Origin of the sequence: Stutzerimonas stutzeri, from assembly GCF_018138085.1 — a bacterium.
GTDB lineage: Bacteria > Pseudomonadota > Gammaproteobacteria > Pseudomonadales > Pseudomonadaceae > Stutzerimonas > Stutzerimonas stutzeri_AI.
In genome coordinates this window covers 1,226,876-1,251,837 of the sequence record NZ_CP073105.1, presented here as the reverse complement: position 1 = coordinate 1,251,837, position 24,962 = coordinate 1,226,876, and the positions used below count along the sequence as shown (strand labels likewise).

12 protein-coding genes and 3 pseudogenes are annotated in these 24,962 nt (G+C 64.7%); 4 read left to right on the top strand and 11 right to left on the bottom strand.

The genetic code is table 11. From position 1 onward, the window contains the following. Window positions 1–381 precede the first annotated feature (381 nt). The 5 genes and pseudogenes from hrpA to fadD2 all read right to left on the bottom strand — a co-directional run. A pseudogene (gene hrpA, locus KCX70_RS23455) lies at window positions 382–2,268 on the bottom strand (ATP-dependent RNA helicase HrpA); the annotation flags it as partial. Between the two features lie 116 nt (window positions 2,269–2,384). After that, complete coding sequence (locus KCX70_RS05910; protein ID WP_212619569.1) at window positions 2,385–3,989, bottom strand: M28 family metallopeptidase; 1,605 nt, start codon at window positions 3,987–3,989, stop codon at window positions 2,385–2,387. A 225-nt stretch (window positions 3,990–4,214) separates the two neighbouring features. Next, the gene (locus KCX70_RS05905) at window positions 4,215–5,900 is read right to left on the bottom strand and encodes a methyl-accepting chemotaxis protein (protein ID WP_212619568.1); all 1,686 of its coding nucleotides are present in this window, start codon (window positions 5,898–5,900) and stop codon (window positions 4,215–4,217) included. A gap of 160 nt (window positions 5,901–6,060) precedes the next feature. After that, on the bottom strand, window positions 6,061–7,749 hold the full coding sequence (fadD1, locus tag KCX70_RS05900; RefSeq protein ID WP_102847422.1) for a long-chain-fatty-acid--CoA ligase FadD1: 1,689 nt from the start codon (window positions 7,747–7,749) through the stop codon (window positions 6,061–6,063). A 217-nt stretch (window positions 7,750–7,966) separates the two neighbouring features. Further along, window positions 7,967–9,655, bottom strand: coding sequence for a long-chain-fatty-acid--CoA ligase FadD2 (fadD2, locus tag KCX70_RS05895; RefSeq protein WP_212619567.1), 1,689 nt, complete (start codon window positions 9,653–9,655; stop codon window positions 7,967–7,969). 265 nt (window positions 9,656–9,920) lie between these two features. Between fadD2 and KCX70_RS05890 the strand changes: the two genes are divergently transcribed. Together KCX70_RS05890 and pulA are read left to right on the top strand one after the other, a co-directional pair. Further along, window positions 9,921–10,391: a MaoC family dehydratase gene (locus KCX70_RS05890; protein WP_021209571.1), complete on the top strand. Its 471-nt coding sequence runs from the start codon at window positions 9,921–9,923 to the stop codon at window positions 10,389–10,391. 256 nt (window positions 10,392–10,647) lie between these two features. Beyond that, the gene (pulA, locus tag KCX70_RS05885) at window positions 10,648–13,767 is read left to right on the top strand and encodes a pullulanase-type alpha-1,6-glucosidase (RefSeq protein WP_102847480.1); all 3,120 of its coding nucleotides are present in this window, start codon (window positions 10,648–10,650) and stop codon (window positions 13,765–13,767) included. Between the two features lie 70 nt (window positions 13,768–13,837). Here the strand turns inward: pulA and ccoM are convergent, their stop codons facing one another. From ccoM to KCX70_RS05870, 4 genes are all read right to left on the bottom strand, one after another. Beyond that, a complete protein-coding gene (ccoM, locus tag KCX70_RS23450) occupies window positions 13,838–13,945 on the bottom strand; it encodes a cytochrome c oxidase subunit CcoM (protein WP_003300927.1) in 108 nt (35 codons plus the stop codon). A 223-nt stretch (window positions 13,946–14,168) separates the two neighbouring features. Next, a complete protein-coding gene (locus KCX70_RS05880) occupies window positions 14,169–14,330 on the bottom strand; it encodes a hypothetical protein (RefSeq protein WP_021209573.1) in 162 nt (53 codons plus the stop codon). Continuing rightward, on the bottom strand, window positions 14,327–14,935 hold the full coding sequence (locus tag KCX70_RS05875; RefSeq protein WP_212619566.1) for an alpha-ketoglutarate-dependent dioxygenase AlkB family protein: 609 nt from the start codon (window positions 14,933–14,935) through the stop codon (window positions 14,327–14,329). Before KCX70_RS05875 ends, KCX70_RS05880 begins: the two co-directional genes overlap by 4 nt. Further along, complete coding sequence (locus KCX70_RS05870) at window positions 14,935–15,231, bottom strand: aspartate-semialdehyde dehydrogenase (RefSeq protein ID WP_212619565.1); 297 nt, start codon at window positions 15,229–15,231, stop codon at window positions 14,935–14,937. Before KCX70_RS05870 ends, KCX70_RS05875 begins: the two co-directional genes overlap by 1 nt. A gap of 237 nt (window positions 15,232–15,468) precedes the next feature. On the opposite strand from KCX70_RS05870, the gene rapA reads away from it, so the two are divergent. Then, complete coding sequence (gene rapA / locus KCX70_RS05865) at window positions 15,469–18,318, top strand: RNA polymerase-associated protein RapA (protein ID WP_212619564.1); 2,850 nt, start codon at window positions 15,469–15,471, stop codon at window positions 18,316–18,318. Between the two features lie 814 nt (window positions 18,319–19,132). Here rapA and KCX70_RS23505 read toward each other — a convergent pair. Then, a pseudogene (locus KCX70_RS23505) lies at window positions 19,133–21,658 on the bottom strand (Lhr family helicase); the annotation flags it as partial. A 744-nt stretch (window positions 21,659–22,402) separates the two neighbouring features. Beyond that, window positions 22,403–24,187: pseudogene (locus tag KCX70_RS23500) on the bottom strand (DEAD/DEAH box helicase); the annotation flags it as partial. 133 nt (window positions 24,188–24,320) lie between these two features. Here KCX70_RS23500 and KCX70_RS05850 point away from each other — a divergent pair. Continuing rightward, window positions 24,321–24,632 carry a hypothetical protein gene (locus KCX70_RS05850; RefSeq protein ID WP_021209578.1) on the top strand — a complete coding sequence of 104 codons (312 nt, stop codon included), beginning with the start codon at window positions 24,321–24,323 and terminating at the stop codon, window positions 24,630–24,632. Window positions 24,633–24,962 lie beyond the last annotated feature (330 nt).

Sequence of the window (24,962 nt, the reverse complement as noted above, 5' to 3'; positions counted from 1 at the left end):
ACCACGATCTTCTGCTTCGGTGCCGCCCTCTTCGCGGTCGAGACCGCTCCCACCGGGAGTGTCGGTGCCTTTGTTGGAGCGGTCTTGACCGCGATCTTCTGCTCCAGCGCTGCCCTCTTTGCGGTCAAGATCTCTCCCACGAGCTGAGGTGTCTTTGTGGGAGCGGTCTTGACCGCGATCTTTTGCTCCGGTGCCGCCCTCTTCACGGTCGAGACCGCTCCCACGGGGAGCTGAGGTGTCTTTGTGGGAGCGGTCTTGACCGCGATCTTTTGCTCCGGTGCCGCCCTCTTCGCGGTCGAGACCGCTCCCACCGGGAGTGTCGGTGCCTTTGTGGGAGCGGACTTGACCGCGAGCTGTTGCTTCCGCGCCCTTTCGCTCGTGCTCGGCGCGTAGCTGGGCGTCGAGTTTGAGTTCCCGCACGATCAGGGTCAGCTGGCGATGCGCATCCCTCCACTCGCGAAGACGCAGGTAGTTGAGGAAGTTTTTCCGACACCAGGTGCGCAAGGCATTCGAACCTAGCGCCTGGCGCTGCTTCTCGAAGCCACGCCAGAGGTTGATCAGCGCTGCGAAGTCCGAATCCGGGTCCTTCCATTGCGCATGCACCTGGTCGGCCTGTTGCTGACGGTCGGCCGGCCGCTCGCGCACGTCTTGCACCGACAACGCGCTGGCGACGATCAACACCTCGGCCATGCTCCCCAACTTTGCCGCTTCGAGCAGCATGCGCCCGAGACGCGGATCGATGGGCAAGCGCGCCAGCTGGCGGCCCAAGGGCGTCAGCTGGTTCTCGCGATTGACCGCCGAAAGCTCCTGCAACAGGTTGAAGCCATCGCTGATGGCCTTGCCGTCCGGCGGCTCGATGAAGGGGAAATCCTCGATCTGACCAAGGCGCAGATGCAGCATCTGAAGGATGACCGCAGCGAGGTTGGTGCGCAGGATCTCCGGATCGGTGAATTCCGGCCGACCGAGGAAATCCTCCTCGCTGTACAAGCGAATGCAGATCCCGGGCTCGACCCGCCCGCAACGGCCCTTGCGCTGGTTGGCGCTGGCCTGGGACACCGCCTCGATCGGCAGTCGCTGCACCTTGGCGCGGTAGCTGTAGCGGCTGATCCGCGCCGTACCGGAGTCGATCACGTAACGAATACCGGGCACAGTCAGCGAGGTTTCCGCGACGTTGGTGGCGAGCACGATCTTGCGGCCCGGCCGCGGCTGGAAAATCTTCTGCTGCTCGGCCGGCGTCAGCCGTGCATACAGCGGCAGCACCTCGGTGAATTTCAGGTTGGCCTTGCGTAGCACTTCGGCGGCATCGCGAATCTCGCGCTCGCCGGGCAGGAACACCAGCACGTCGCCTGGGCGCTTGCCGATGCTCTTTTCATGGGCGTCGATCTCGTCCAGCGCCGCGAGAATGCCCTGGTCGACAGTGAGATCGTCCTCGACGCGGTTGCCGTCTTCGTCGACTTCCGCCGACAGCGGTCGATACCAGGTTTCAACCGGATAGGTACGGCCCGACACTTCGACGATGGGCGCCCCCGGACGGCCGGCCCCGCTGAAATGCTCGGAGAAGCGCTCCAGGTCGATGGTCGCGGAGGTAATGATCACCTTCAGGTCGGGACGGCGCGGCAGCAGGGTCTTGAGGTAGCCGAGCAGGAAGTCGATGTTGAGGCTACGCTCGTGGGCCTCGTCGACGATGATGGTGTCGTATTTTTCCAGGAAGCGGTCGTGCTGCGTTTCGGCCAGCAGGATGCCGTCGGTCATCAGTTTGATCAGCGAGCTGTCCTTGCTCTGGTCCTCGAAGCGCACCTGATAACCCACCAGCTCACCCAGCGGCGTGCCGATCTCCTCGGCCACGCGCGTGGCGACGCTGCGCGCCGCCAACCGGCGCGGCTGGGTGTGGCCGATCAGCCCGTGCACACCCCGTCCGATTTCCAGGCAGATCTTCGGCAACTGCGTGGTCTTGCCCGAGCCGGTTTCACCGGCGATCACCAGCACCTGATGCTTTTCCAGCGCGGCCTTGATCTCGTCGCGCTTGGCGGCAATCGGCAGGCTGTCGTCGTAGCGCATGACCGGCACACTCTGGCGCCGCGCCTCGACCTTGGCCACCGATGCCTGGAAACGCTCAAGCCACTGGGCGAGGCGTTCGGCGTCGATCGGCGCATCGCCGGCCTTCTTGCGCAGGTCGTGCAGCTGACGACGCAAGCGATGGCGGTCAGCGAACATCGCCTGGTCGAGGTTTTTCAGGAGTTGTTCAAACGAGGGCGTTGCGTCGGTCATGGACAGCCGTATGCGATTTCGTGAAGGGCGCGATTGTCGCAGATTTGCCCGGCTGGCCGTAAGGAAAGGGATTGGCGGAAGGACCGCGCCGGCGAACCGGCGCGGCGATCAGGCGATCAACGGATCCAATGACCCCAGCGGGACTTCTCCTGTACCTTCTGGACGCGCAGTGTGCCGATGCTTTGCTCGGCTGCTGCCGCTATCTCATCGTCAACCATCTTGGTCGACAGGGACAGCCAGCTGGTGGCGAAGGCCAAGGCATCGCCGTGCAGTTCCAACGCCTCGGTGGAGATGTTGCCGAGGTTGTCGCAGGCGCTGTGGTAGCACGGGTCATACGCCTCCCCGGCCGTACCGCCATAACGCTGCGCCTGCTCCACGCTCTTGATGTCCTCGGCGCCGGTGAACAGCCCGCCAAAGGCGATGCCGTCGTCGAAGAACTGGGCATAGTCGGAGCGGAAGTCGATCTCGGTGCCTTCGGATGGCGCGTTGCGCAGCTGGAAGTAGGTGCGCAGCAGACGCTCGATGGCACCCGAGCCGGGCGGGCCTTGCAGACCGAAGTCGGAGCCGTCGCCGTCGTAGATGAAGTTGGCGTAATTCGGCGAGCCGATCATGTCGACGTTCAGATAGGCCTTGATCTGCCGCTTCTCCTCCTCCGGCAACTGGTTGACGTAGTAAGTCGAACCCACAAGCCCCGACTCCTCCGCGCCCCACCACGCGAAGCGTACCTTGTTCAACGGATGGGCCTTGCTCATCAGTGTGGCCATTTCCAGCAGGGCGGCGCTGCCGGAGCCGTTGTCGTTGATACCCGGCCCTTCGAAGACCGAATCCAGGTGCGCACCGACCATCACCACGTTGTTCGGATTGCCCCGACGGGTTTCGGCCAGCACGTTGTAGGTTTCCGACTGCTTGCGGACGACATCGACGCTCATGCTCAGTTGCAGCCCATCGGTCTGCGACCAGGAAACGCCGTTATCGTAGGTCGCGAACATCACCGGAATGCCGCCCTGATAGTCCTCGCCCAGGGTGGCGACCAGCAGACCCTTGCGGTCCTCGGTGTCACCCTGGTTGAAGATGATCGCCCCCGCCGCGCCGGCTGCCGCCGCGTTGGTGGCCTTGTCGCCAAATGGACAGGTGCCGCGCTGCATCAACGCAATGGCACCTGCCGGGAAGCCGGCGAAATCCGACGCCTCACAGCCGCTGGTCGAGGTGTTTCCCAACCCCAGCGCCAGATCGACGGGCACCACCGGCGCGGTGACGTTGCCCGGATCGGTCTGGTCGGCGTAGGTGAAATCCTCTTCCAAGGTGTACTGCACCGGCTGCGGCGTCACCGCCGCCAGCGTGCCCGGTCCTGCGGGATAGAACGCCAGGAACGGGAATGCCTGGACCCTGACCCGGTAACCGGCGCGCTCGAGCGTGCTGCGCACGTAGCCCACCGAGGCTTGATAACCCGACAGGCCGGACGCTCGATTGCCCTGATTCAGGGAGGCGATGTCCTGCAGGTTCTGCAGGTGCGTCACGATATTGCTCGCCTGCATACAACGAGGCAGTCCGAGTGGCGTCCCGACCAGCAGCGGTGATTTGCAGATGCGGGAATCGGGCTTGCCGGGAGACCAGTATTCGTTGAACGCGGCGGGCTCGGCGGCAGGTGCAGCCAGGGCTGCGGTCGAGGCGAATAAAGCGAAAGAAGCAACTACCCGACGTGCATTGTTTTTCTTCTGCATGGGTAACTCATCCTTGCAACGAGATTGATGGGCAGGCCGCGAAATGGCATGCGCCATCGTCCCCTACTGCACAAAGTGGACGCGGCCATAGGGGACTAGACCGCTGCGCCTGCTCAGGGGTTCGCTGTCGGACGACGGTTGCTCTACCGTTGGTCGCTCGGCCTGAAGCGCCGTACGAGCACTTCAGCCGAACCTAGCTGCGGGGCGCCCGGGCGCCCCATGTGCTCAAACGCGGAACTGCCCGACCAGCCGTTGCAGACGTTCGCCCAGTCCATTGAGTTCGCGCGCGGTCTGGGCGCCCTCGGCCGCATCATTAGCCACGCCGTCGACCGCATCGGCGATGTGCTGCACGCTGCGGTTTATCTCTTCGGCCACCGCGGTCTGCTCCTCGGCGGCGCTGGCGATCTGGGCGTTCATCGAATTGATCGTGCCGATCAACGCCGCGATGGCGTCCAGCGATTCGCCCGCCTGATTGGCCTGCCGGCGGGTCGCTTCGCCTTTCTCGCCGGCACGCAACATGGTCGCCACGGTGTGCGAGGTGGCCGTTTGCAGGCGATCGATCATGCTCTGGATTTCGCCGGTGCTCTGCTGGGTACGGCTGGCCAGAGCCCGCACTTCGTCGGCGACCACGGCGAAACCTCGTCCAGCTTCCCCGGCACGAGCCGCTTCGATTGCGGCGTTGAGCGCCAGCAGGTTGGTTTGCTCGGCAATTGCGCGAATCACGTCGAGGACGCCGACGATGCCGTGTACGTCCTGCTGCAGCCCGGCGAGCGACGTACCGCTTTCCCGCAGCTCGCCTACCAGCTCATGGATCTGCTCGATACTGCGATCCACCACCTGCTTGGCTGCCAAGCCCTGCTGGTCGGTCTGTTGAGCGGCTTCCGCGGCGCGCTGGGCACTCATGGCCACCTCGTGGGCAGCGGCGGACATCTCGTTGATCGCGGTGGCGACCTGATCGGTCTCGTGGCGCTGATCGGCCATCGCCTGTTCGGAGCGTTGCGCTTGACCGGCCACCGCGCCCACCAGTCCGGTGAGCTGCGTGGTGGTGCCGGCGACCTGCTGCACCAGTGAGTGAATCTTCTCGACGAAGCGGTTGAACGATGCGGCCAGTTCACCCAGCTCGTCGCGGCTGGCCACTGGCAGCCGCTGGGTCAGGTCACCGTCGCCGGCCCCCATGTCATCGAGGTTGTGCTTGACCTGCAACAGTGGCCGCAGAATCGCACTGCTCATGAACAGGGCAAGCCCGACGACCAGTGCCAACAGCGCGGCGGCAGAGCCGATCATGATGCCTGTCAGCCGATCGATGCGTTGCTGGAACACCTCGCGCGCCGCCTGGACATCACGCTCCACACCATCGAGGTTCAAAGAGCTGCCGAAAGCCAGCTTCCACTTCGGCAGGTACTCGGCGTAACCGATCTTCGGCACGAGCGCCTTGCTGCCCGGCGTCTCGAAGCTGTACTGGACGTAGTGAGTCCCGTCCTGGCCGGCCTTGACCAGATCACGAATCGCGTAGACCCCGTTGGGGTCCTGATAGCTGTAGAAACTCTGGCCGATCTTGTCGTGCGTGTTGCCTTGCAGCACCCGCACCGCCTGCTCGTCGTAACCCCAGAAATAGCCACCCTCGCCATAGGAAAGCGCTTCGAGCAGCCGCACCGCCTCGGCGCGCGCCGCCATGTCGCCGTCGGCGGAGCGGTCGTAAAGCGGCCCGATCGCGGTGCGCGCCACCTCGACGTAATGCTTGAGTTCGGCGCGGCGATCTCGGGTCAGGCTTTCGCGCGTCTGAGCCTCCTGCCGGATCGCCAGGTCTCGCAGTTCGTAGACGGCAATCCCGCTGAGCAGAACGGCGAGAAGTAACGTCGGCGCCATTCCCAGTAACAGCAACTTTCCTCGCAAACGCAGCTTCGACAACATTTCGGCAAAACCCCATTTTTTGTGCGGATTAATACCAGCATTGTGTCAGCTCCCCAGCGCAACGGGAACAGCCCGAACGCCGCAGCAGCTATAAGAAATAAACGGCGCCGAAACAACGAAAAAGCCCCGCCGAAGCGGGGCTCTCGTACAGCCGCGGCTGCTATTTCTTTCCGAGCTTTCTCAGCTCTTCATCGCGTAGCTCACGGCGCAATATCTTGCCGACGTTGGTGGTCGGCAGGCTGTCGCGGAACTCGACGGTCTTGGGCCGCTTGTAGCCGGTGACATTGTCATGCATGTGCTGCATGACCTGCTCCTTGGTCAGGCTTTCGCCCGGCTTGACGACCACGAACAGCTTGATCGCCTCGCCGGATTTCTCGTCCGGAATGCCGATCGCCGCGCATTGCAGCACACCCGGCAGGGTGGCGAGCACGTCTTCGAGTTCGTTGGGATAGACGTTGAAACCGGACACCAGGATCATGTCCTTCTTACGATCGACGATGCGCATGTAGCCGTCGTCCTGGATGATGCCGATGTCACCGGTCTTCAACCAGCCCTGCCCGTCGAGCACTTCGGCGGTGGCTTCCGGCCGTTGCCAGTAGCCCTTCATCACCTGCGGCCCCTTCACGCAAAGCTCGCCGGTCGCGCCGATCGGCAACTCGTTGCCTTCATCGTCGATGACCTTGCATTGCGTCGACGGCATCGGAATGCCGATGGTGCCGATCTGGATACCGCTGAACGGATTGACCGAAACGACCGGGCTGGTTTCGGTCATGCCGAAACCTTCGCAGATCGAACAACCGGTCACCTGCTGCCAGCGCTCTGCCGCGGCCAGCTGCAGCGCCATTCCGCCCGAGAAGGTCGCCTTCAGCCCGGAGAAGTCCAGCTTGCGGAACTCCTCGTTGTTGCACAGCGCAACGAACAGGGTGTTGAGCCCGACAAAGCCGGTGAAGCGGTACTTGCGCAGATCCTTGACGAAGGCAGGCAGATCGCGCGGGTTGGTGATCAGCACGTTGTGTGCGCCGATCAGCATCATCGTCATGCAATGAAAGGTAAACGCGTAGATGTGGTAGAGCGGCAGCGGAGCGACCATGGTCTCGCAGCCACTGCCCAGCTCGGTCCCCATCAGCCCACGACACTGGAGCATGTTGGAGACGAGGTTGCGGTGGGTCAGCATGGCCCCCTTGGCAACGCCGGTGGTGCCACCGGTGTATTGCAGCACGGCAATGTCGTCACTCTCGGGATCGGCCTCGCTGGGCCGCTTGTTGCGCCCTTGCGCCAAGGCATCGTTCAGTTTGACGGCCTTGGGCAGGTCGTAGCTGGGCACCATCTTCTTCACATGCTTGATCACTGCGTTGACCAGCAAGCGCTTGACGGTCGGCAGCATGTCGCCGACTTCGGTGATGACTACATGCCGGATGCCGGTTTTCGGCACGACTTCTTCGGCGAGGTGCGCCATGTTGGCCAGGCAGACGAGAGCCTTGGCACCGGAATCGTTGAACTGGTGTTCCATCTCCCGCGCGGTGTACAGCGGGTTGGTGTTGACCACGATCAGGCCGGCGCGCAGGGCGCCGAATACGACGACCGGATACTGGAGCAGGTTGGGCAGCTGTACCGCGATTCGATCGCCTGGCTGGAGGTCGGTATGGTGCTGTAGATAGGCGGCAAACTCGCCGGACAGCTCGTAGAGCTCGCCGTAGGTCAGGGTTCTGCCGAGATTGCTGAAGGCTGGCTTGTCCGCGAACCGCTCGCAGGAGGCCTTGAGCACAGCCTGGACGTTCCGGTACTCGTCGGGATTGATCTCGCTTTCGACCCCGACAGGATATTTATCCTTCCAGAAGTTATCGGTCATTGAACCCCACTCCTAAGCGACAGCTTTACTGCATATAGCAGCTGTTTTGTTGTGTTTTGTTAACTTTTGTACGGCAATTCCGGTCAAAAGGCGGGGCGAGGTTAGCAGTTTTGAAACAGCCCGAACAGGGGCTCAGACCTGAACAAAGACCACAAAGTGACTGACAGTCGCCGCTCAGTCACTTGTGCTTTCGGCGGAATGCGGGAGTCTGCGTCGATCAGGCCTGATCGCGCAGCTCTCGGCGGAGGATCTTGCCGACCGGCGTCATCGGCAAGGAATCGCGGAACACGAAATGTCGCGGGACCTTGTAGCCGGTGAAGTTTTCCCGACAGTAGGCTTGCAGCTCCTCTACGGTGAGGCTGGCGTCGCTGCGCACCACGAACAGTTTCACCGCTTCGCCCGATTTTTCATCCGGGACGCCGACCGCCGCGCACGCCGCCACCTTCGGGTGAGCCATGACCACGTCTTCGATTTCGTTGGGATACACGTTGAATCCGGAGACGATGATCATGTCCTTCTTGCGGTCGACGATCCGCACGAATCCGTCCGGATCGATCACCGCGATGTCGCCGGTCTTCAGCCAACCCTCGGCGTCGAGCACCTCGGCGGTGGCGTCCGGACGATGCCAGTAACCCTTCATGACCTGTGGGCCCTTGACGCAAAGCTCACCGCGCTCGCCCAACGGCAGCTCGTTGCCCTCGTCGTCGATCACCTTCAGCGTCGTCCCCGGTACCGGCAACCCGACGGTACCCATGCGCGACTTGTCGCCCTGTGGGTTGGCGCAGACCACCGGCGAGGTTTCAGTCAGCCCGTAGCCCTCGGTCACGGTGACTCCGGTCATGCTCTTCCAGCGCTCGGCTACCGCGGACACTAGGGCCGTGCCGCCTGAATTGGTGCCCTTGAGCGCTGAGAAGTCGATTTTGTTGAAGTCCCGATGCGCCATCAGCGCGACGAACAGCGTGTTGAGCCCGAGAAAGGCCGTGAACCGCCACTTCTGCAGCTCCTTGACGAAGCCATCGATGTCGCGAGGATTGGTGATCAGCACGTTGTGGTTGCCGGTCACCATCATGCACATGCAGTTAACCGTGAAGGCGTAGATGTGATACAGCGGCAAGGGCGCGATCATGATCTCCTGCCCTTCCTTGATAAGGGTCTGCCCCTGCTCGTCCAGCTGCTGCATGTTTGCCCGGACTTGCTGCATGTTGGCCACGAGATTGCCGTGGCTGAGCATCGCGCCCTTGGCCACACCAGTGGTGCCGCCGGTGTATTGCAGAACCGCGGTGTCGTTCAGCGTCAGCGACACCGGCTTGAGGCTGTGGTGGCCGCCGCTACGCAGCACCTGCTTGAAAGAAACGGCCTGCGGCAAGCTGTACTCGGGCACCATCTTCTTCAGGTGCTTGACCGCGGTGTTGACCAGCAGCCCCTTGAGCGAAGGCAGCATGTCACCGATGCGCGCCTCCACGAGCACCTCGATGCTGGTATCGGGTAGGACCTCCTGCACCAGCTTGCCGAACGTATTCAGGTAAACCAGCCCCCGCACCCCGGAATCCTTGAACTGGTGACGCATCTCCCGTGCGGTATAGAGCGGATTGGTATTGACCACGATCAGCCCGGCCCGCAGGGCGCCGAAGACAGCGATCGGGTACTGCAGCAGGTTCGGCATCTGCACGGCGATACGGTCACCCGGTTGCAGATCGGTATGATTCTGTAGCCAGGCCGCGAAGGCCGCCGAGTACCGCTCCAGGTCGGCGTAGGTCAGGGTCACGCCCATGTTGCTGAAGGCCGGGCGATTCGCATGGCTCTTGCAGGAGCGCTCGAATACTTCCACGACCGAGCGGAAGCCCCCCATGTCGATGTCGTTGGGCACACCAGCGGGACGTTTGTCGTTCCAGAAGTCAGGTTGCATTATTATTGGCCTCGTTACCTGAGAGTGTCTGACCCGCGCTCGACGGGCTGTGGCGAACTTAGCAGCTCCGCATTGCCACGCAATAGCTCGACCACGAAATCAGCGACGTGAATCTCGCCCCACGGCGGCAAATGAGCGCCAGCCGGGACAATCGCCCCGCCGCGCTCTAGAATGCGGTCACGTCGCGACTCCACGGTCGCCATTCATGACTGGCTGGGCACCGCCGCAGCGGTCCTTCGTTCGTATCCGCACCAGAGGTTTACTCATGAGCACGCTGAGCAACACGCCCTACTCCGCCCTCGAGGTTGGCCAGACCGCAAGCTTCGAGAAGCGGGTCGAGGAGCGCGACATCCAGCTGTTCGCCGCCATGTCGGGTGATCGCAACCCGGTCCATCTCGACGCGGAATTCGCTGCCGGCACGCCTTTCAAGGAGCGCATCGCCCATGGCATGTTCAGCGGCGCCCTGATCAGCGCGGCGGTCGCCTGCACGTTACCCGGGCCGGGCACCATCTATCTGGGCCAGACGATGAAATTCACCCGCCCGGTGAAGCTGGGCGACACCCTCACCGTACGCCTGGAGATCCTGGAGAAGATGCCGAAGAACCGCGTACGCATCGCCACCCGAGTCTTCAATCAGAACGACGAACAGGTGGTTGATGGCGAAGCCGAAGTGCTGGCGCCGCGCCGCGAGGAGACCGTCGAACTGAAAGACCTGCCGCCCATCACCTTCGGCTGAACAGCGACAGCCGGATCGACACTTGTCAGTCCTCACGGACTGACCAAAATCAAGGTGCCGCCTCCGGCACCTTGTCTCCTTGCGTCAACGCAACCCGCTTTGCCATCCCGCGCGTGCACCGTTAAGGCTTGCCAGCACAAGGCTATTACGGCCCTCGACTACGCCCCGCCTCCCGCGCCGATGGAGGATGCACATCACCCACCATGCACCGACCATCGAGCTCGCGGTACAACAAGAACAACACCGGGACCTCACCATGCTCACACGCTCGATCGCTTACCGGCGCCTGGCGGCGCTCGTCCTCGGCGGCTTTTCGCTGACCCTTCAACCCGCTTCGGCGGCTCCGCTGGACCCAGGCCCTGACGAAGCCTTGCTCTACTACCAGCGTGCCGACGGCGACTACAACGGCTGGGGACCGCACCTGTGGAACACCGCGGCGTGCAGCGGCAGCCTGAACGAGACGAGCTGGGACCAGCCGCTGCCCGCGGCCGGTACCGACCCGGAATATGGCGCTTTCTACCGTATCCCGCTGACCGCCGACGCCAGTTGCCTGAACCTGATCATGCACAGGGGCGACGAGAAGGACCTGGGCGGCGCCGACCTGACCTGGCGTTTCGACCAGCTGGGTCGTCGCGTCTTCTCCCTCAGCGGCAATGCGCAACTATCCAGCACACCACTGAAAGGCGCCGCCGTGGCGATCAAGGGCGCACGGGCGCATTGGCTGGACCCGTTTACGCTCGCATTGGTCGATGGTATGCCCGGGGCCAGTCGGGTCGAGTTGCGCTATTCACCCGACGCCAGCATCAGGATCGATGGCGACGCGCGCACGGTCAGCGGCGGCACCGTGCTGCCCCTGCGTCCGGGAGCCCTGCGCGAAGGGCTCAAGCGCACGCATCCGCACCTGGCCAGCGCCGCGGCGTTCAAGGTCGCGGCAGGAGCGCGTGACCTGCGCCGCGCAGTGACGAGCCAACTGGTGGTGGTCGCCTACGATGCGGACGATCAGGTGATCGATGCGACGCAGGTACAGACCGCCGGCATACTCGACATGCTGTTCGCCTACGACGGCGAACTGGGTGCGAAGGTCGGCCCGCGTGGCGTCGCCTTCAAGCTCTGGGCGCCCACGGCGCAGCGCGTGCGTCTGCATGTGTTCGATACCGACAAGCGCCTGCTGCCTGGTTATCCGAAGGTGATGCACGAGCGGCTCGGAGTGTGGAGCCTCGACGGGCCTCGCTCACTCGACCGACAGTATTACCAATACGAGGTCACCGCCTTCCGGCCAAGCTCCGGAACGATCGAGACGACGCTGGTCAGCGACCCCTATGCGTTGAGCCTCTCGCGCAACAGCCAGTACGCCCAGGTCGTCGACCTGGACGCTGATGACCTCAAGCCCGCCGGCTGGGACGCCTTGCGCCCACCACACCCCGAACGTCCCGAAGCGAGCGTGATCTACGAAACCCACCTGCGCGACTTCAGCGCCAGCGACACCAGCCTGCCAGCGGAATTGCGCGGTACCTACGGCGCTTTCACCCAGCCGGGCAGCAATGGCATGCAGCATCTGCGTGACCTGCAGAAAGCCGGGCTCACTCACGTGCAGCTCTTGCCGGTGTTCGATATCGCCACCATCGACGAGGATCCGGATCGCCGCGTCGACCTCGACGATCCTTTCGCCAAACTCTGCCAGCTATCGCCAACGGCTCGTGAACACTGGTCGCAGCACTGCGGCGCGGCGAGCGTGCGCCAGGTACTGCAGGGCTTCGACCCGGCCAGCGGCCAGGCGCAATCGCTGTACAACGATCTGCGTGCCCTGGACAATTTCAACTGGGGCTACGACCCCTTCCACTTCAGCGCGCCGGAGGGCAGCTACGCGAGCGATGCCGAGGGTGTCCAGCGCATCATCGAATTCCGCGAGATGGTCCAGGCGCTTGCCGGTAATGGGCTCGCCACCGTGATGGACGTGGTCTACAACCACACCAACGCCTCCGGCCTGGCGGACAAATCGGTGCTCGACAAGATCGTGCCCGGTTACTACCACCGTCGTAATCCGTCCACCGGTGCGGTGGAGACATCGACCTGCTGCGAGAACACCGCCAGCGAGCACCGCATGATGGCCAAGCTGATGATCGACTCGCTGGAAGTCTGGGCGCGCGACTACAAGATCGCCGGGTTCCGCTTCGATCTGATGGGCCACCACATGCGCCAGAATCTGGTCGATGCCTATCGGGCCGTGCGCCGGATCGACCGGCACACCTACTTCTACGGCGAGGGCTGGGAATTCGGCGAAGTCGCCGGCAACGCGCGAGGCATCAATGCCACCCAACGGAACATGGCCGGCACCGGCATCGGTACATTCAACGATCGGCAGCGCGACGCGGTCCGCGGCGGCAGCCCCTTCGACGGTGGCGAGAGCATCCGTCGCAACCAGGGATTCGCCAATGGGCTGTACGTGCTGCCGAACGAGCTGGCCGGTGCGGGGGCGGAGCAAAAGGCCCAGGCCCTGCACGCCGCCGACCTGATTCGCGTCGGGATCGCCGGAGGCCTGCGCGACTTCCAGTTCGTCACCGCCGACGGCAGCGTTCGCAAGGGTGGCGATATCGACTACAACGGGCAACCGGCCGGCTACACGCTCGATCCGCAGGAGACCATCAACTACGTTTCCAAGCACGACAACCAGACGCTGTGGGACAACAATCAGTACAAGCTGCCGGCCACCCTGCCCGTTAGCGACCGCGTGCGCCTGCAACTGGTGGCGCTGTCCGTACCGCTGTTCAGCCAGGGCGTGCCCTTCATCCATCTCGGCTCGGACATCCTGCGCTCCAAGTCGATGCAACGCGACAGCTACGACTCGGGTGACTGGTTCAACGCCGTGGACTTCAGCTACCAGGACAACAACTGGAACAAGGGCCTGCCGCGAGCCGACAAGGATGGCGATAACTGGCCGCTGATTCGCCAGGTAATTGCCGATCCGCATGCCAAGCCAGGCGCGACCGATATCCTCAGGGCCAAGCGCGGCTTCCTCGAGCTGCTGAAGATCCGCAGCGACAGCGCGCTGTTCCAGCTGGGCAGCGCCCGCGACGTGGAACGCCGGCTGCGGTTCCACAACACCGGTCCCGAGCAGCAGCCCGGCGTGATCGCCTTCAGCCTGGCGGACGGTCCTCGCGCCGGTCACGACCTCGATCGTCGCTACCAATCGCTGATGGTGGTTCTCAACGCAACCGGCCAGCGGATTCGCCTGCCGGGTGCGGCAGGCTACCAGTTGCATCCGGTTCTCCGGGACTCGGTCGACCCGATCAGCCGTCAGGCGAAGGTCCGTGAAGGCGAATTCGACGTACCGGCCTTTACCACCGCTGTCTTCGTCCAACCCCAGCAACGGCGCTGAATGGCAGGCAAAAAAAAGGGCGACCTAAGTCGCCCAAATGCCTTGCGTGCTCTGTCTATCTGCGGGACCGCTACTTCTTGTGAGCATCCCGCCAGATGAAATATCCGAAACCGCCAAGGAAGGCGACCATCAGGCCGACCGTGACCACCCCTGCGAGCACCACATTATCGACGAACATGATTTCCTGCCTCCAAGCCGTTGTGCTGTCTGATGGCTGTACGTTACCCCGCCGCGCCGTTTAAAAATTGATCGATGTCAATGGCCGCGAAGCCGCGCAAACCAGGCATCGCGTTAGCTGATCTGGGTCAAGAAAAGAGGGGGGATGCGGCGAGAGACGCAGGCCGAACGACTCATCGAGCCGCTCGGATCGCGCAGTGGACGTCTAGCTCGAGGACAGGAGCTCAGCGTTTCTTAGGCTTGGCCTTGGGTTTCTTTTTCGGCCGGGCCAGCGGCAAAGCCTCCTCGAACGCCTGGCGCATTTCGGCCAGGCGCTTTTCCTTGATGTCATGAATGCGCTTTTCACGCTCGACGCTGAAGTCGATCAGCTTGGCGTCACTGCTCATAAGACGGGCTCACGAAAGAGTTGGCGAAAGGTCAGGTTCAGACGCGGCTCGGTTACCTTGCGCGTCCGGGCGATCTGGTGCTGCCAATAATGCTGTGTCGGACCACGCATGACCAGCAACGAGCCATGATCCAGGTCCAGCGAATGCTCGATCCGACTGTTTCCCTTGCGGCGAAGGTCGAACCGCCGGGTTGCGCCGAGGTTGAGCGAGACCACCAGAGGCTCGTGACCCAGCTCGGGCTCGTCATCGCTGTGCCACCCCATGGCGTCCTGGCCATCGCGGTAGAGGTTGAGCAGCACGCCGTTCAGACGCTCGCCCAGTTGAGCCTGGACTCGTTCGCGAATCTCACCGAGCAGCGGCGTCCAAGGCAAGGGCTCGTGCACCAGCCCGGAATATCGATAGCGCGCCTCGGGATCGCCATACCAGGCGACCAGCCTTGGCACGGCGCATTGGCGCCCGTAGAGCCTGATCCGGGGTTGCGTCCAGGGCGTCTCGGTGGTCAGCGTCGACAGCCAGCGATCAGCGAGCGCGGCGTCGGCCCATTGCGGCCAGTAGGTCAGATCGGCCTGAGGCAGGGTTATGGCGAGACCGTCGAGCGAGCGCATCAGACCTCGACGTCGACCCAGAGGCCCTGCCGCGGGAGTTCCTCGAGCGCATCCTGATCCTCTTCGGCGGTTTCGCCCTCGGCCAGCTCCTGCGCCGTGTAGCCCCGCCGCTGGCGCCGGCGCTGCTCGTCGCGCAGCATCTGCTCGGCTTCCTGAGGATGACGGCGATCGAGCCCCACCGAACTCTCGTTGGCGCTCGGCTGAACCGGCGTCACCGGTGCGATATCGGGTCGTGGCTTGATTACGTCCTGTTGCGCAGTGACCTGGACGGTGCCGGGTGGAATGACTGGCAGCATCTTCGCTCTCCCGTGGCAGGCCGACGAGCCGGGGGCACACCTGGTCTGGCGAGCCTGTACCGGTTGATCGGCCGATCTGCTGACGACTTTAGCAGCAACGCTACACTGGCAGGGTCCGTTTGCGTTCGTCACAACGGAAACGAGAACGGCGACAACGCTAATCCGGTGGCATCTGTCGTCGCTCTCTCGGCAGTGTTCCGTTAACATAGCGGGCTTTTTTACAGCGGGAGGCAGGGCATGGCGCAGCAGTATCTACCGGGGCAACGCTGGATCAGCGACAGCGAAGCGGAACTCGGTCTGGGAACCATCCTCATGCAGGACGGCCGCATGCTCACCGTGCTCTACCCCGCCACCGGCGAAACCCGCCAATACGCCGCCCGCAGCGCTCCGCTGACCCGTGTGCGCTTCGTCCCGGGTGATGAGGTCACGCACTTCGAAGGCTGGAAGATGACCGTGCGCGAAGTCGAGGATGTCGACGGCCTGCTGGTCTACCACGGCCTGACCGCACAGAGCGAAGCCCGCACCCTGCCGGAAACCCAGCTGTCGAACTTCATCCAGTTCCGCCTCGCCAGCGATCGCCTGTTCGCCGGCCAGATCGACCCGCTGAACTGGTTCAAGCTGCGCTACCACACTCTGGAAAACCAGAGCAAACAGCTGACCTCCTTGCTGTGGGGCCTGGGCGGGGTGCGCGCGCAACCCATCGCGCACCAGTTGCATATCGCCCGTGAAGTCGCCGACCGCATCGCCCCGCGCGTGTTGCTCGCGGACGAAGTGGGCCTGGGCAAAACCATCGAAGCCGGCATGGTGATCCATCGCCAACTGCTGTCTGGCCGCGTCAAGCGCGTGCTGATCCTGGTCCCGGAAAACCTCCAGCATCAGTGGTTGGTGGAAATGCGCCGCCGCTTCAATCTGCAGGTCGCGTTGTTCGATGACGAGCGTTTCATCGAGAGCGATGCCAGCAACCCCTTCGAAGACACCCAGCTGGCGCTGGTCTCGCTGGACTGGCTGAAGGACGACGAGCGCGCCCAGGACGCAGCCTTCGCCGCCGGCTGGGACTTGCTCGTTGTGGACGAAGCGCATCACCTGGTCTGGCACCCGGAAAACGCCAGCGCCGAATACAAGCTGGTCGAGCAACTGGCCGAAGTCACCCCAGGCGTGCTGCTGTTGACCGCCACTCCGGAACAGCTTGGCCAGGAAAGCCACTTCGCCCGCCTGCGCCTGCTCGACCCGAACCGTTTCCATGATCTCGAAGCCTTCCGCGCCGAGAGTGCCAGCTACCAGCCAGTCGCCCGCGCCGTGCAGGAACTGCTGGACGAAGGCCGCCTGTCGCAGGAAGCGCACCAGACCATCCATGACTTCCTCGGCGCCGAAGGCGAAGCCCTGCTCGCCGCGGCCACCGATGGCGACATCGAAGCCAGCAGCCGCCTGATCCGCGAACTGCTCGACCGTCACGGCACCGGCCGCCTCCTGTTCCGCAACACCCGCGCCGCCGTGCGCGGTTTCCCCGAGCGCCAACTGCATCCCTATCCGCTGCCCTGCCCCGCCGAGTACTTGGAATTGCCGCTGGGCGAGCATGCCGAGCTGTATCCGGAAGTCAGCTTCCAGAGCCAGCAGGAAGAGCCGGACGCGCAGAACCGCTGGTGGAACTTCGATCCGCGCGTCGAGTGGCTGATCGACACGCTGAAGATGCTGAGGAAGTACAAGGTGCTGGTCATCTGCGCCCACGCCGAGACCGCGCTGGACCTGGAAGACGCGCTGCGCGTGCGCTCCGGCATCCCGGCAACCGTCTTCCACGAAGGCATGAGCATCCTCGAGCGCGACCGCGCCGCCGCCTACTTCGCCGATGAAGAATTCGGCGCGCAGGTACTGATCTGTTCCGAGATCGGCAGTGAAGGCCGCAATTTCCAGTTCGCCCATCACCTGGTGCTGTTCGATCTGCCGGCCCACCCCGATCTGCTGGAGCAGCGCATCGGTCGCCTCGACCGGATCGGCCAGGCCCACGTCATCCAGCTGCACGTGCCCTATCTGGAAACCAGCCCGCAGGAACGTCTGTTCAAGTGGTATCACGAGGCGCTGAACGCCTTCCTCAACACCTGCCCCACCGGCAACGCCCTGCAGCATCAGTTCGGGCCGCGCCTGCTGAACCAGCTGGAAGAAGGCGACGATGATGAATTCCAGAAGCTCATAACCGAAGCCCGCGCCGAGCGCGAGCGACTGGAAGCCGAGCTGCATACCGGCCGCGACCGGCTGCTGGAACTCAACTCGGGCGGTGGCGAACAGGGCAAGGCGCTGGTCGAAGCGATCGAAGAACAGGACGACCAGTTCGCCCTGCCGATCTATATGGAGGAGCTGTTCGACGCCTTTGGCATCGACAGCGAAGACCATTCCGAGAACGCACTGATCCTGCGCCCCAGCGAAAAGATGCTCGACGCCAGCTTCCCGCTCGGCGACGACGAAGCCGTCACCGTCACCTACGACCGTGAGCAGGCACTGGCCCGCGAAGACATGCAGTTCCTCACCTGGGAACACCCCATGGTGCAGGGCGGCATGGATCTGGTGCTGTCCGGCTCCATGGGCAACACCGCCGTGGCGCTGATCAAGAATAAGGCGCTCAAGCCCGGCACGGTTCTGCTGGAACTGCTCTATGTCAGCGAAGTGGTAGCGCCGCGTGCCCTGCAGCTCAACCGCTTCCTGCCGCCTCTGGCGCTGCGCTGCCTGCTGGATTCGAACGGCAACGACCTGGCGCCGAAGGTGGCGTTCGAGACGCTCACCGATCAGCTGGAAAGCGTCCCGCGCGCCAGCGCCAACAAGTTCGTCCAGGCACAACGCGATGTATTGGCCAAGCAGATCGCCGACGCCGAAGCCAAGGTCACCCCGCGCCACACCGAGCGCGTCGCCGAAGCGCAGCGCAAACTCAAGGCGAGCCTCGACGAAGAGCTGGCCCGCCTCACCGCCCTGCAAGCCGTCAACCCAAGCGTGCGCGACAGCGAGATCGAAGCCGTGCGCAAACAGCGTGAGGAAGGCCTGGCGATGCTGGAAAAGGCCGGTCTGCGCCTGGAAGCGATTCGGGTGTTGGTGGCGGGGTAAAGGAGGCTGGAGGCTGGAGGGCAACAGGCTCGGGCACGGATTGAGTTTTAGCTTTGGGTTTGAAGCTTGACGCTTGGACTACAGTTCTTGCTTGACGGACTGCTCTGCTCCACCCCGCTTCGCCCCGAGGTCGGGCCTCCCACAAAAGCCCATCGGCCCAACCCGATCCCTGTTGGAGGCGCGCCCCGCGGCGAATGCAGCCCAAAGGGCTGCGCCTTTAGCTCATCGCTTCCAACCGCTGCTCCGCACCGCACCCACTCTTCGCCCCGAGGTCGGGCCTCCCACAAAAGCCCATCGGCCCAACCCGATCCCTGTTGGAGGCGCGCCCCGCGGCGAATGCAGCCCAAAGGGCTGCGCCTTTAGCTCATCGCTTCCAACCGCTGCTCCGCACCGCACCCACTCTTCGCCCCGAGGTCGGGGCTCCTACGGAACGCCATCGGCCCACGCTAACCCCTGTGGGAGTCGCGACCCGCGACGAATGCAGTCCCCTGGGCTGCGCCTTTAGCTCCTCGCTTCCAACCGCCGCTCCGCACCGCCCCCACCCTTCGCCCCGGGGTCGGGGCTCCTACGGAACGCCTTCGGCCAACGCTACGCCCTGTGGGAGTCGCGACCCGCGACGAATGCAGACTGCAGGGCTGCGCTTTTAGCTCATCGCTTCCAACCGCTGCTCCGCACCGCACCCACTCTTCGCCCCGAGGTCGGGGCTCCTACGGAACGCCATCGGCCAACGCTAACCCTGTGGGAGTCGCGACCCGCGACGAATGCAGCCCCTGGGCTGCGCTGTTTGCTTCCCACCGTCTTTACCGTCCATCCGCTATCGCCTGGCCACCGCCAACAGTTGCCTCGCCTTTCGCTGGTCGTCTTCGTTCAGCTCCGCCAACAGCTCCGGTTTGCCGGCGATCAGTAGCGCCAGCGGTACGCCGTCGCGATAGAGGATGCGGTTGCCCGGCACTGCGGGTACCCGTTCGCCGGGTAGCAGCGTGCCGACCTGATTCAACGGGTCGACCGCCGAGACGGCGATCATCTCGCCGATTGGCGATCGCTTGCGTACCTCGCGCAACAAAGCAACCGCCTCGGGCAAGGCGAACTGTTCGCCCGGCACGCCCGCCACGAAACGCCCGCCACGGATGTCGCCGCGCGCTTCGAGCCGGTGGTAGACGCGCAGGAGCTCTCGCCAAGGCGGAAGCCAATCGGCCTCGCGGTCGAGAAGGAGCCAGAACACCACGCCGTAGCGACGCAGCAAGGTCAGCGCAATGTGCTCCAGCGCTTCGGGATCGAGCACCGGCCGGCGAGCCGAGGAATCAGCCAGTGCCGGCGTACCCTTGCGCACCAGGGCCCAGCGACCGGCGTCGGCCATGCCGCCGATGAAGGCACCGCCGCGGCTCTGTCGGGTGCTGCGTGAACGCTTCGCCGCGGGCGCCAATAACGCACGCAAACCGGCGAAGCTGTCGGCATTGACCAGCCCGACCGCGACCAGCTCACCCAGGGCATCCTCGAGTTCGCTACGCAACAGGCGGGCGTCCTGCTGCAGTTCGTCGAAGAACAAGGCGCCCTGCCCCTGCAGCGTCTCGAACACCCGCTGCGCACGGGATGACAACTCTGGTGGCGGCGCCTCGCTGGCCAATGCATACCAGGCCGCCAGTTGCCGGCGCGGCAGCAGCACGATGGGCGTGCCGCGCACCGGGCCGCTGCTGGCTTTGATCCGCCCGGCCAGACGCGTCCAGACTATGCGCCCGGAGCGGCACAGCTCATCCAGCCAGGTGCCGCCATAGTCCTTCAGACGCGCGGGCAGCAGATCGCTCTCCCAGGCGCCCGCGGCAGCCTGAAAGCCTTTCAGTTGCTCGACTACCGTAGCGAGCGCATCGCGGCCCTGCATGCGCGTCGACTCGGACAGGTGCTGCCAGTCGCACAGAAAACGCATGAAGTCGGCGCGCTCCACCGGTTCGATCTCGCGGCGCAAGCGCTTGACCGTGTAACGGTGGATGCGCGCCAGCAGATGGCGCTCGCACCACTCGTCCTCACGAGCGCCGGGCGTGAAGCGGCCGCGCAGCACATAGCCTTCGGACTCCAGGCGCGTGAGCGCCAGCGCGACCGCCGAGGCCGGCAAGGCCAGCGGCCGGGCGATCAGCGGCACAGGCAAGGGGCCGAAGCCGGTCAGGCGCGCGCGGATCAGCTCGACCAGCGCATCATCCTCGCTCGATGGCCGATCGAAGCCGGGCAAGGGTTCGAGAGCTGGCTCACAACGAGCGCTGGGGTAGATGGACTGCAACAGCGCGAGACGCTCGATGGGCAACCAAAGTGCACGGTCTTGTGCGACCTGCATCCGCGTTGCACGCCCGCCGCGGGCCAGCTCGTTCAGCCAGGCCGGCCATTGCGGATCGGCCTGCGCTTCCGCCTCAGCGATGCAGCCCAGCCCTGTGAGCGCCTCATGCAGTTCGTCCGCATTGCGCGCCTGGGGCCAGGCTTCCTCACCCACCGCCGTGATCGCCGCGACGTCCAGCGCGCCGAGATCGTCGGCCGACTCGGGATCGGTCCAGCGGCGGTTGAGTACGGCCTGGGTTCGGCGCTCTTCCAGCGGCGCGTCGTCGAGAAAGGCGTAGGGTCGCGCGCCCAGCACCTCCATGGCCAGCGGCGATGGCGCCGGCAAGTCACGCGCCAGCAGCTCGATATCGCCCGCCTCGATGCGCCGTAACAGCGCCAGCCAGCCTTCGCTGTCCATGGCTTCGTGCAGGCAATCGTCCAGTGTTTGTGCCACCAGCGGATGGTCGGGTACTTCACGCTCGCCGACGATGTTCTCCACGCAGGCGACCTGATCCGGGAAGACGCTGGCGAGCAGATCCTCGCTCTTCATCCGTTGCAGCTGCGGCGCGACCTTGCGCCCACCGGCCATGCGCGGCAGCGCCAGCGCGGTGGTCGCGTTCCAACGCCAGCGCACGCCGAACAGCGGTGCGTCGAGCAAGGCCTGGACCAGCACGGACTCGGCGCTGTTAGCGTGCAGGTAACGCCACACTTCATCGAGCGGGAAGCTGTGGCTGGTGGACAGCGAAAAGATGATCGCGTCCTCGGTCGCCGCGGCCTGCAGCTCGAAGTTGAAGGTGCGACAGAAGCGCTTGCGCAGCGCCAGCCCCCAGGCCCGGTTGATCCGGCTGCCGAACGGCGAATGAATGACCAGCTGGGTGCCACCGGACTCGTCGAAGAAGCGCTCCATGATCAACCGCTGCTGCGTCGGCAGCGCGCCCAGCGCGGAACGGGCGCGAGCGAGGTATTCGACGATCTGGCGAGCGGCGGCTTCCGGCAGGCCGAGGGTGTCGGTGAGCCAGTCGATGGCAGGCATCAGATCGACCGTGCGCGCCGCTCCCCCCTCACCCCGGCCCTCTCCCCCTTGGGGCGAGGGAGACAAGCCTGCGGCCAGCGGACGCGTCGTAGCGCCCATCGGATCCTTCGCTGCCCCTCCCAACTCCGAGCCGGACACATCCTTTCCAACCCACTCGGACTGCCCCCTCTCCCCTCCGGGGAGAGGGCTGGGGTGAGGGGCGGCGGTGGCACGATGGGCCTCGATCTTTCCCTCAGGCAAGGAAGGCAAGCCTGCGGCCACCGGACGCGTCGTAGCACCTATCGGATCCTCCGCTGCCCCTCCCAACTCCGAGCCGGACACATTCTTTTCAACCCACTCGGACTGCCCCTTCTTCCCTCCGGGGAGAGGGCTGGGGTGAGGGGCGGCGGTGGCACGATGGGCCTCGATCTTTCCCTCAGGCAAGGAAGGCAAGCCTGCGGCCGCCGAACGCGTCGCAGCGCGCACCGGCCCCTCCACTGCCCCTCCCAACTCCGAGCAGGACGCATCCTTTTCAACCCACTCGGACCGCCCCTTCTCCCCTCCGGGGAGAGGGCTGGGGTGAGGGGCGGCGGTGGCACGATGCGCCTCAATCACCCCTTCAGGTAAGGGAGACAAGCCTGCGGCCACCGAACGCGTCGCAACGCCCACCGGCCCCTCCGCTGCCCCTCCCAATTCCGAGCCGGACACATCGTTTTCAACCCACTCGGACCGCCCCCTCTCCCCTCCGGGGAGAGGGCTGGGGTGAGGGGCGGCGGTGCTCAGACGCACATCGATCTCCCCACGCAACCTGGCCACCGCTGCGGACAACTCGTCGCTGCGCCCCGGCGCTTCGCCCAGCCAGAACGGGATGTTCGGCGGTTGGCCCTGGGCATCCTCGACGCGCACGCGGCCGGGCTCGACCTTGATGATGCGGTAGGAGGTATTGCCGAGCTGGAAGACATCGCCGGTCAGGCTCTCGACGGCAAAATCCTCGTTGACCGTGCCGATGTTGAAGCCCTGGGGTTCCAGCAGCACCGAGTAGTCGGAATTGTCGGCAATGGTGCCGCCGGAGGTCAGCGCGGTCAGACGACCTCCGCGTCGTCCCCGCAGGCTGCGGTTGACCAGATCGCGGTGCAGGTAGGCGCCGCGTGCCCCGTGGCGGGTGGTGTAGCCCTCGGCGAGCATCGCCAGAAGCGCCTGATAATCCGCCTCGCTCAAATCGGCGTAAGGCATGGCCCGACGGATCAATGCGAACAACGCATCCTCCTGCCATTCCCGGCACGACACCTCGGCCACGATCTGCTGCGCCAGCACGTCCAGCGGAGCCGTGGGGATCACCAGGGTATCCAGCTCGCCTCGGCGCACGGCATCGAGCAAGGCGGCGCATTCGATCAGGTCGTCGCGTGAACTTGGAAACAGCCGCCCCTTGGAGATGCCGCCGACCTGGTGGCCGGCACGGCCGACGCGCTGCAGGAAGGCGGAAATCGACCGCGGCGAGCCCAGCTGGCACACCAACTCGACGTCGCCGATGTCGATCCCCAACTCCAGCGACGCGGTAGCCACCAGCACCCGCAGCTCGCCGCGTTTGAGCCGCTGTTCGGCATCCAGCCGCTGTTCGCGCGCGAGACTGCCGTGGTGGGCCGCAACCACCGTGTTGCCCAGCCGCTCGCTCAAATGCCGTGCGGCCCGTTCGGCCATCCGCCGGGTGTTTACGAAGACCAGCGTGGTGCGATGTTCACCCGCCAACACGGCCAGCCGGTCGTAGACCAGCTCCCAGACATCGTTGCTCATCACCGCTTCCAGCGGGACCGGCGGCACCTCCAGGGCGAGGTCGCGCGCCCGGCCATGGCCCACATCGATGATTTCGCAGTCGCGCCCGGCGCCAACCAGGAAATCGGCCACCGCTTCGATGGGCTTCTGTGTCGCCGACAGCCCGACACGCACCAGTGGCTGCCCGCACAACGCTTCCAGCCGCTCCAGCGATAGCGCCAGGTGGCTGCCACGCTTGTTGCCGGCGATGGCATGGATCTCGTCGACGATCACGCTGCGCACATGGCCCAGCATCTGCCGGCCCGACTCGGAGCCGAGCAGCACATAGAGCGACTCCGGCGTCGTCACCAGGATGTGCGGCACCCGCTTGCGCATCGCCGCACGCTCGGCCTGCGGCGTGTCGCCGGTGCGTACGGCGGTGCGGATTTCCAGCGGTGGCAGGCCGAGCGTTTGCAGCTCTGCCGAAATGCCCGCCAGCGGCTGCTCGAGATTGACGTGGATGTCATTGGACAGCGCCTTGAGCGGCGAGACGTAGAGCACCGCGGTCCGGTCCGGTAGCCCGCCTTCGGCGATATCCTCCTGCACCAGCTGGTCGATGGCAGCGAGAAAGGCGGTCAGCGTCTTGCCCGAGCCGGTGGGCGCCGCCACCAGCGTCGAGCGGCCGGCACGGATCAGCGGCCAGGCGCGGGCCTGAGCCGGCGTGGGTGCGGGAAAACTGCGGCCGAACCAGCCGGCCACCGCCGGGTGGAAAGTCGCCAGCGCGTCGGAAACGGTTGGGTCTGTCATGGCCTGAATATGCTGCCGCGACGGCGCATCTACAAGGCCGTCTCGCCACAGCCCGTCGCCTACCCGTCAAGCGGAAGGAAACGGCGCCGCCGCTTGAGGGTCCACTTGAGACAGCCCGTCGATGGAGAACACCATGATCAATCAAGCCCTGAACCTGGACGAAGCGATGCAGCTCGTCTCCGAAGCGTTCCTGCCGTGCGGCTGCGTTACCAGCGCCAACCCGGACGAGGACAGTTTCGGCTTCACGGTCATGTCGGGTAGCGGTGCCGAGGTGCTGCGTGTGCCCAGCGTGTCACACGAGGAATACATCAGTGCGCAACGTCTCGGCGGTGTCATCGAGCAGGCGCGACTTGACGTGGAAGAGAAGGGCCAGCGCCTCGAGCCCTGGACCATGCCGGCGCTGGATGACGACACCGGCATTCCGGAAACCCCACCGAACTACTGAGCCGCCCTCATCCGAATCGACCATGAGCGACCCGCTACCACGGCCTGGGCGTGGGTTTTGCGCGCCTGGCCGCCGAGAAATCGCGTTGCGCTCGTAGCTCGCTGCGAGGCATCGACGACTCAGGCGCAACGCGAAATACGAGCGTTGCAGAACCCAGGAAGTACCGGCGCGCAGCGGACAACCGCGACCGCCCGTATCCGGCCCCGCGGCGTTCACTCCATCCACGGGCCGCCATGAGGCAGACATACCGGCGCTGCACAATCGTCGGCTCGCCTTTCCGGCCGCTCGTCCTGCTGCTTTGCTCTACAGGCGGGCATGCGACCGACCCAT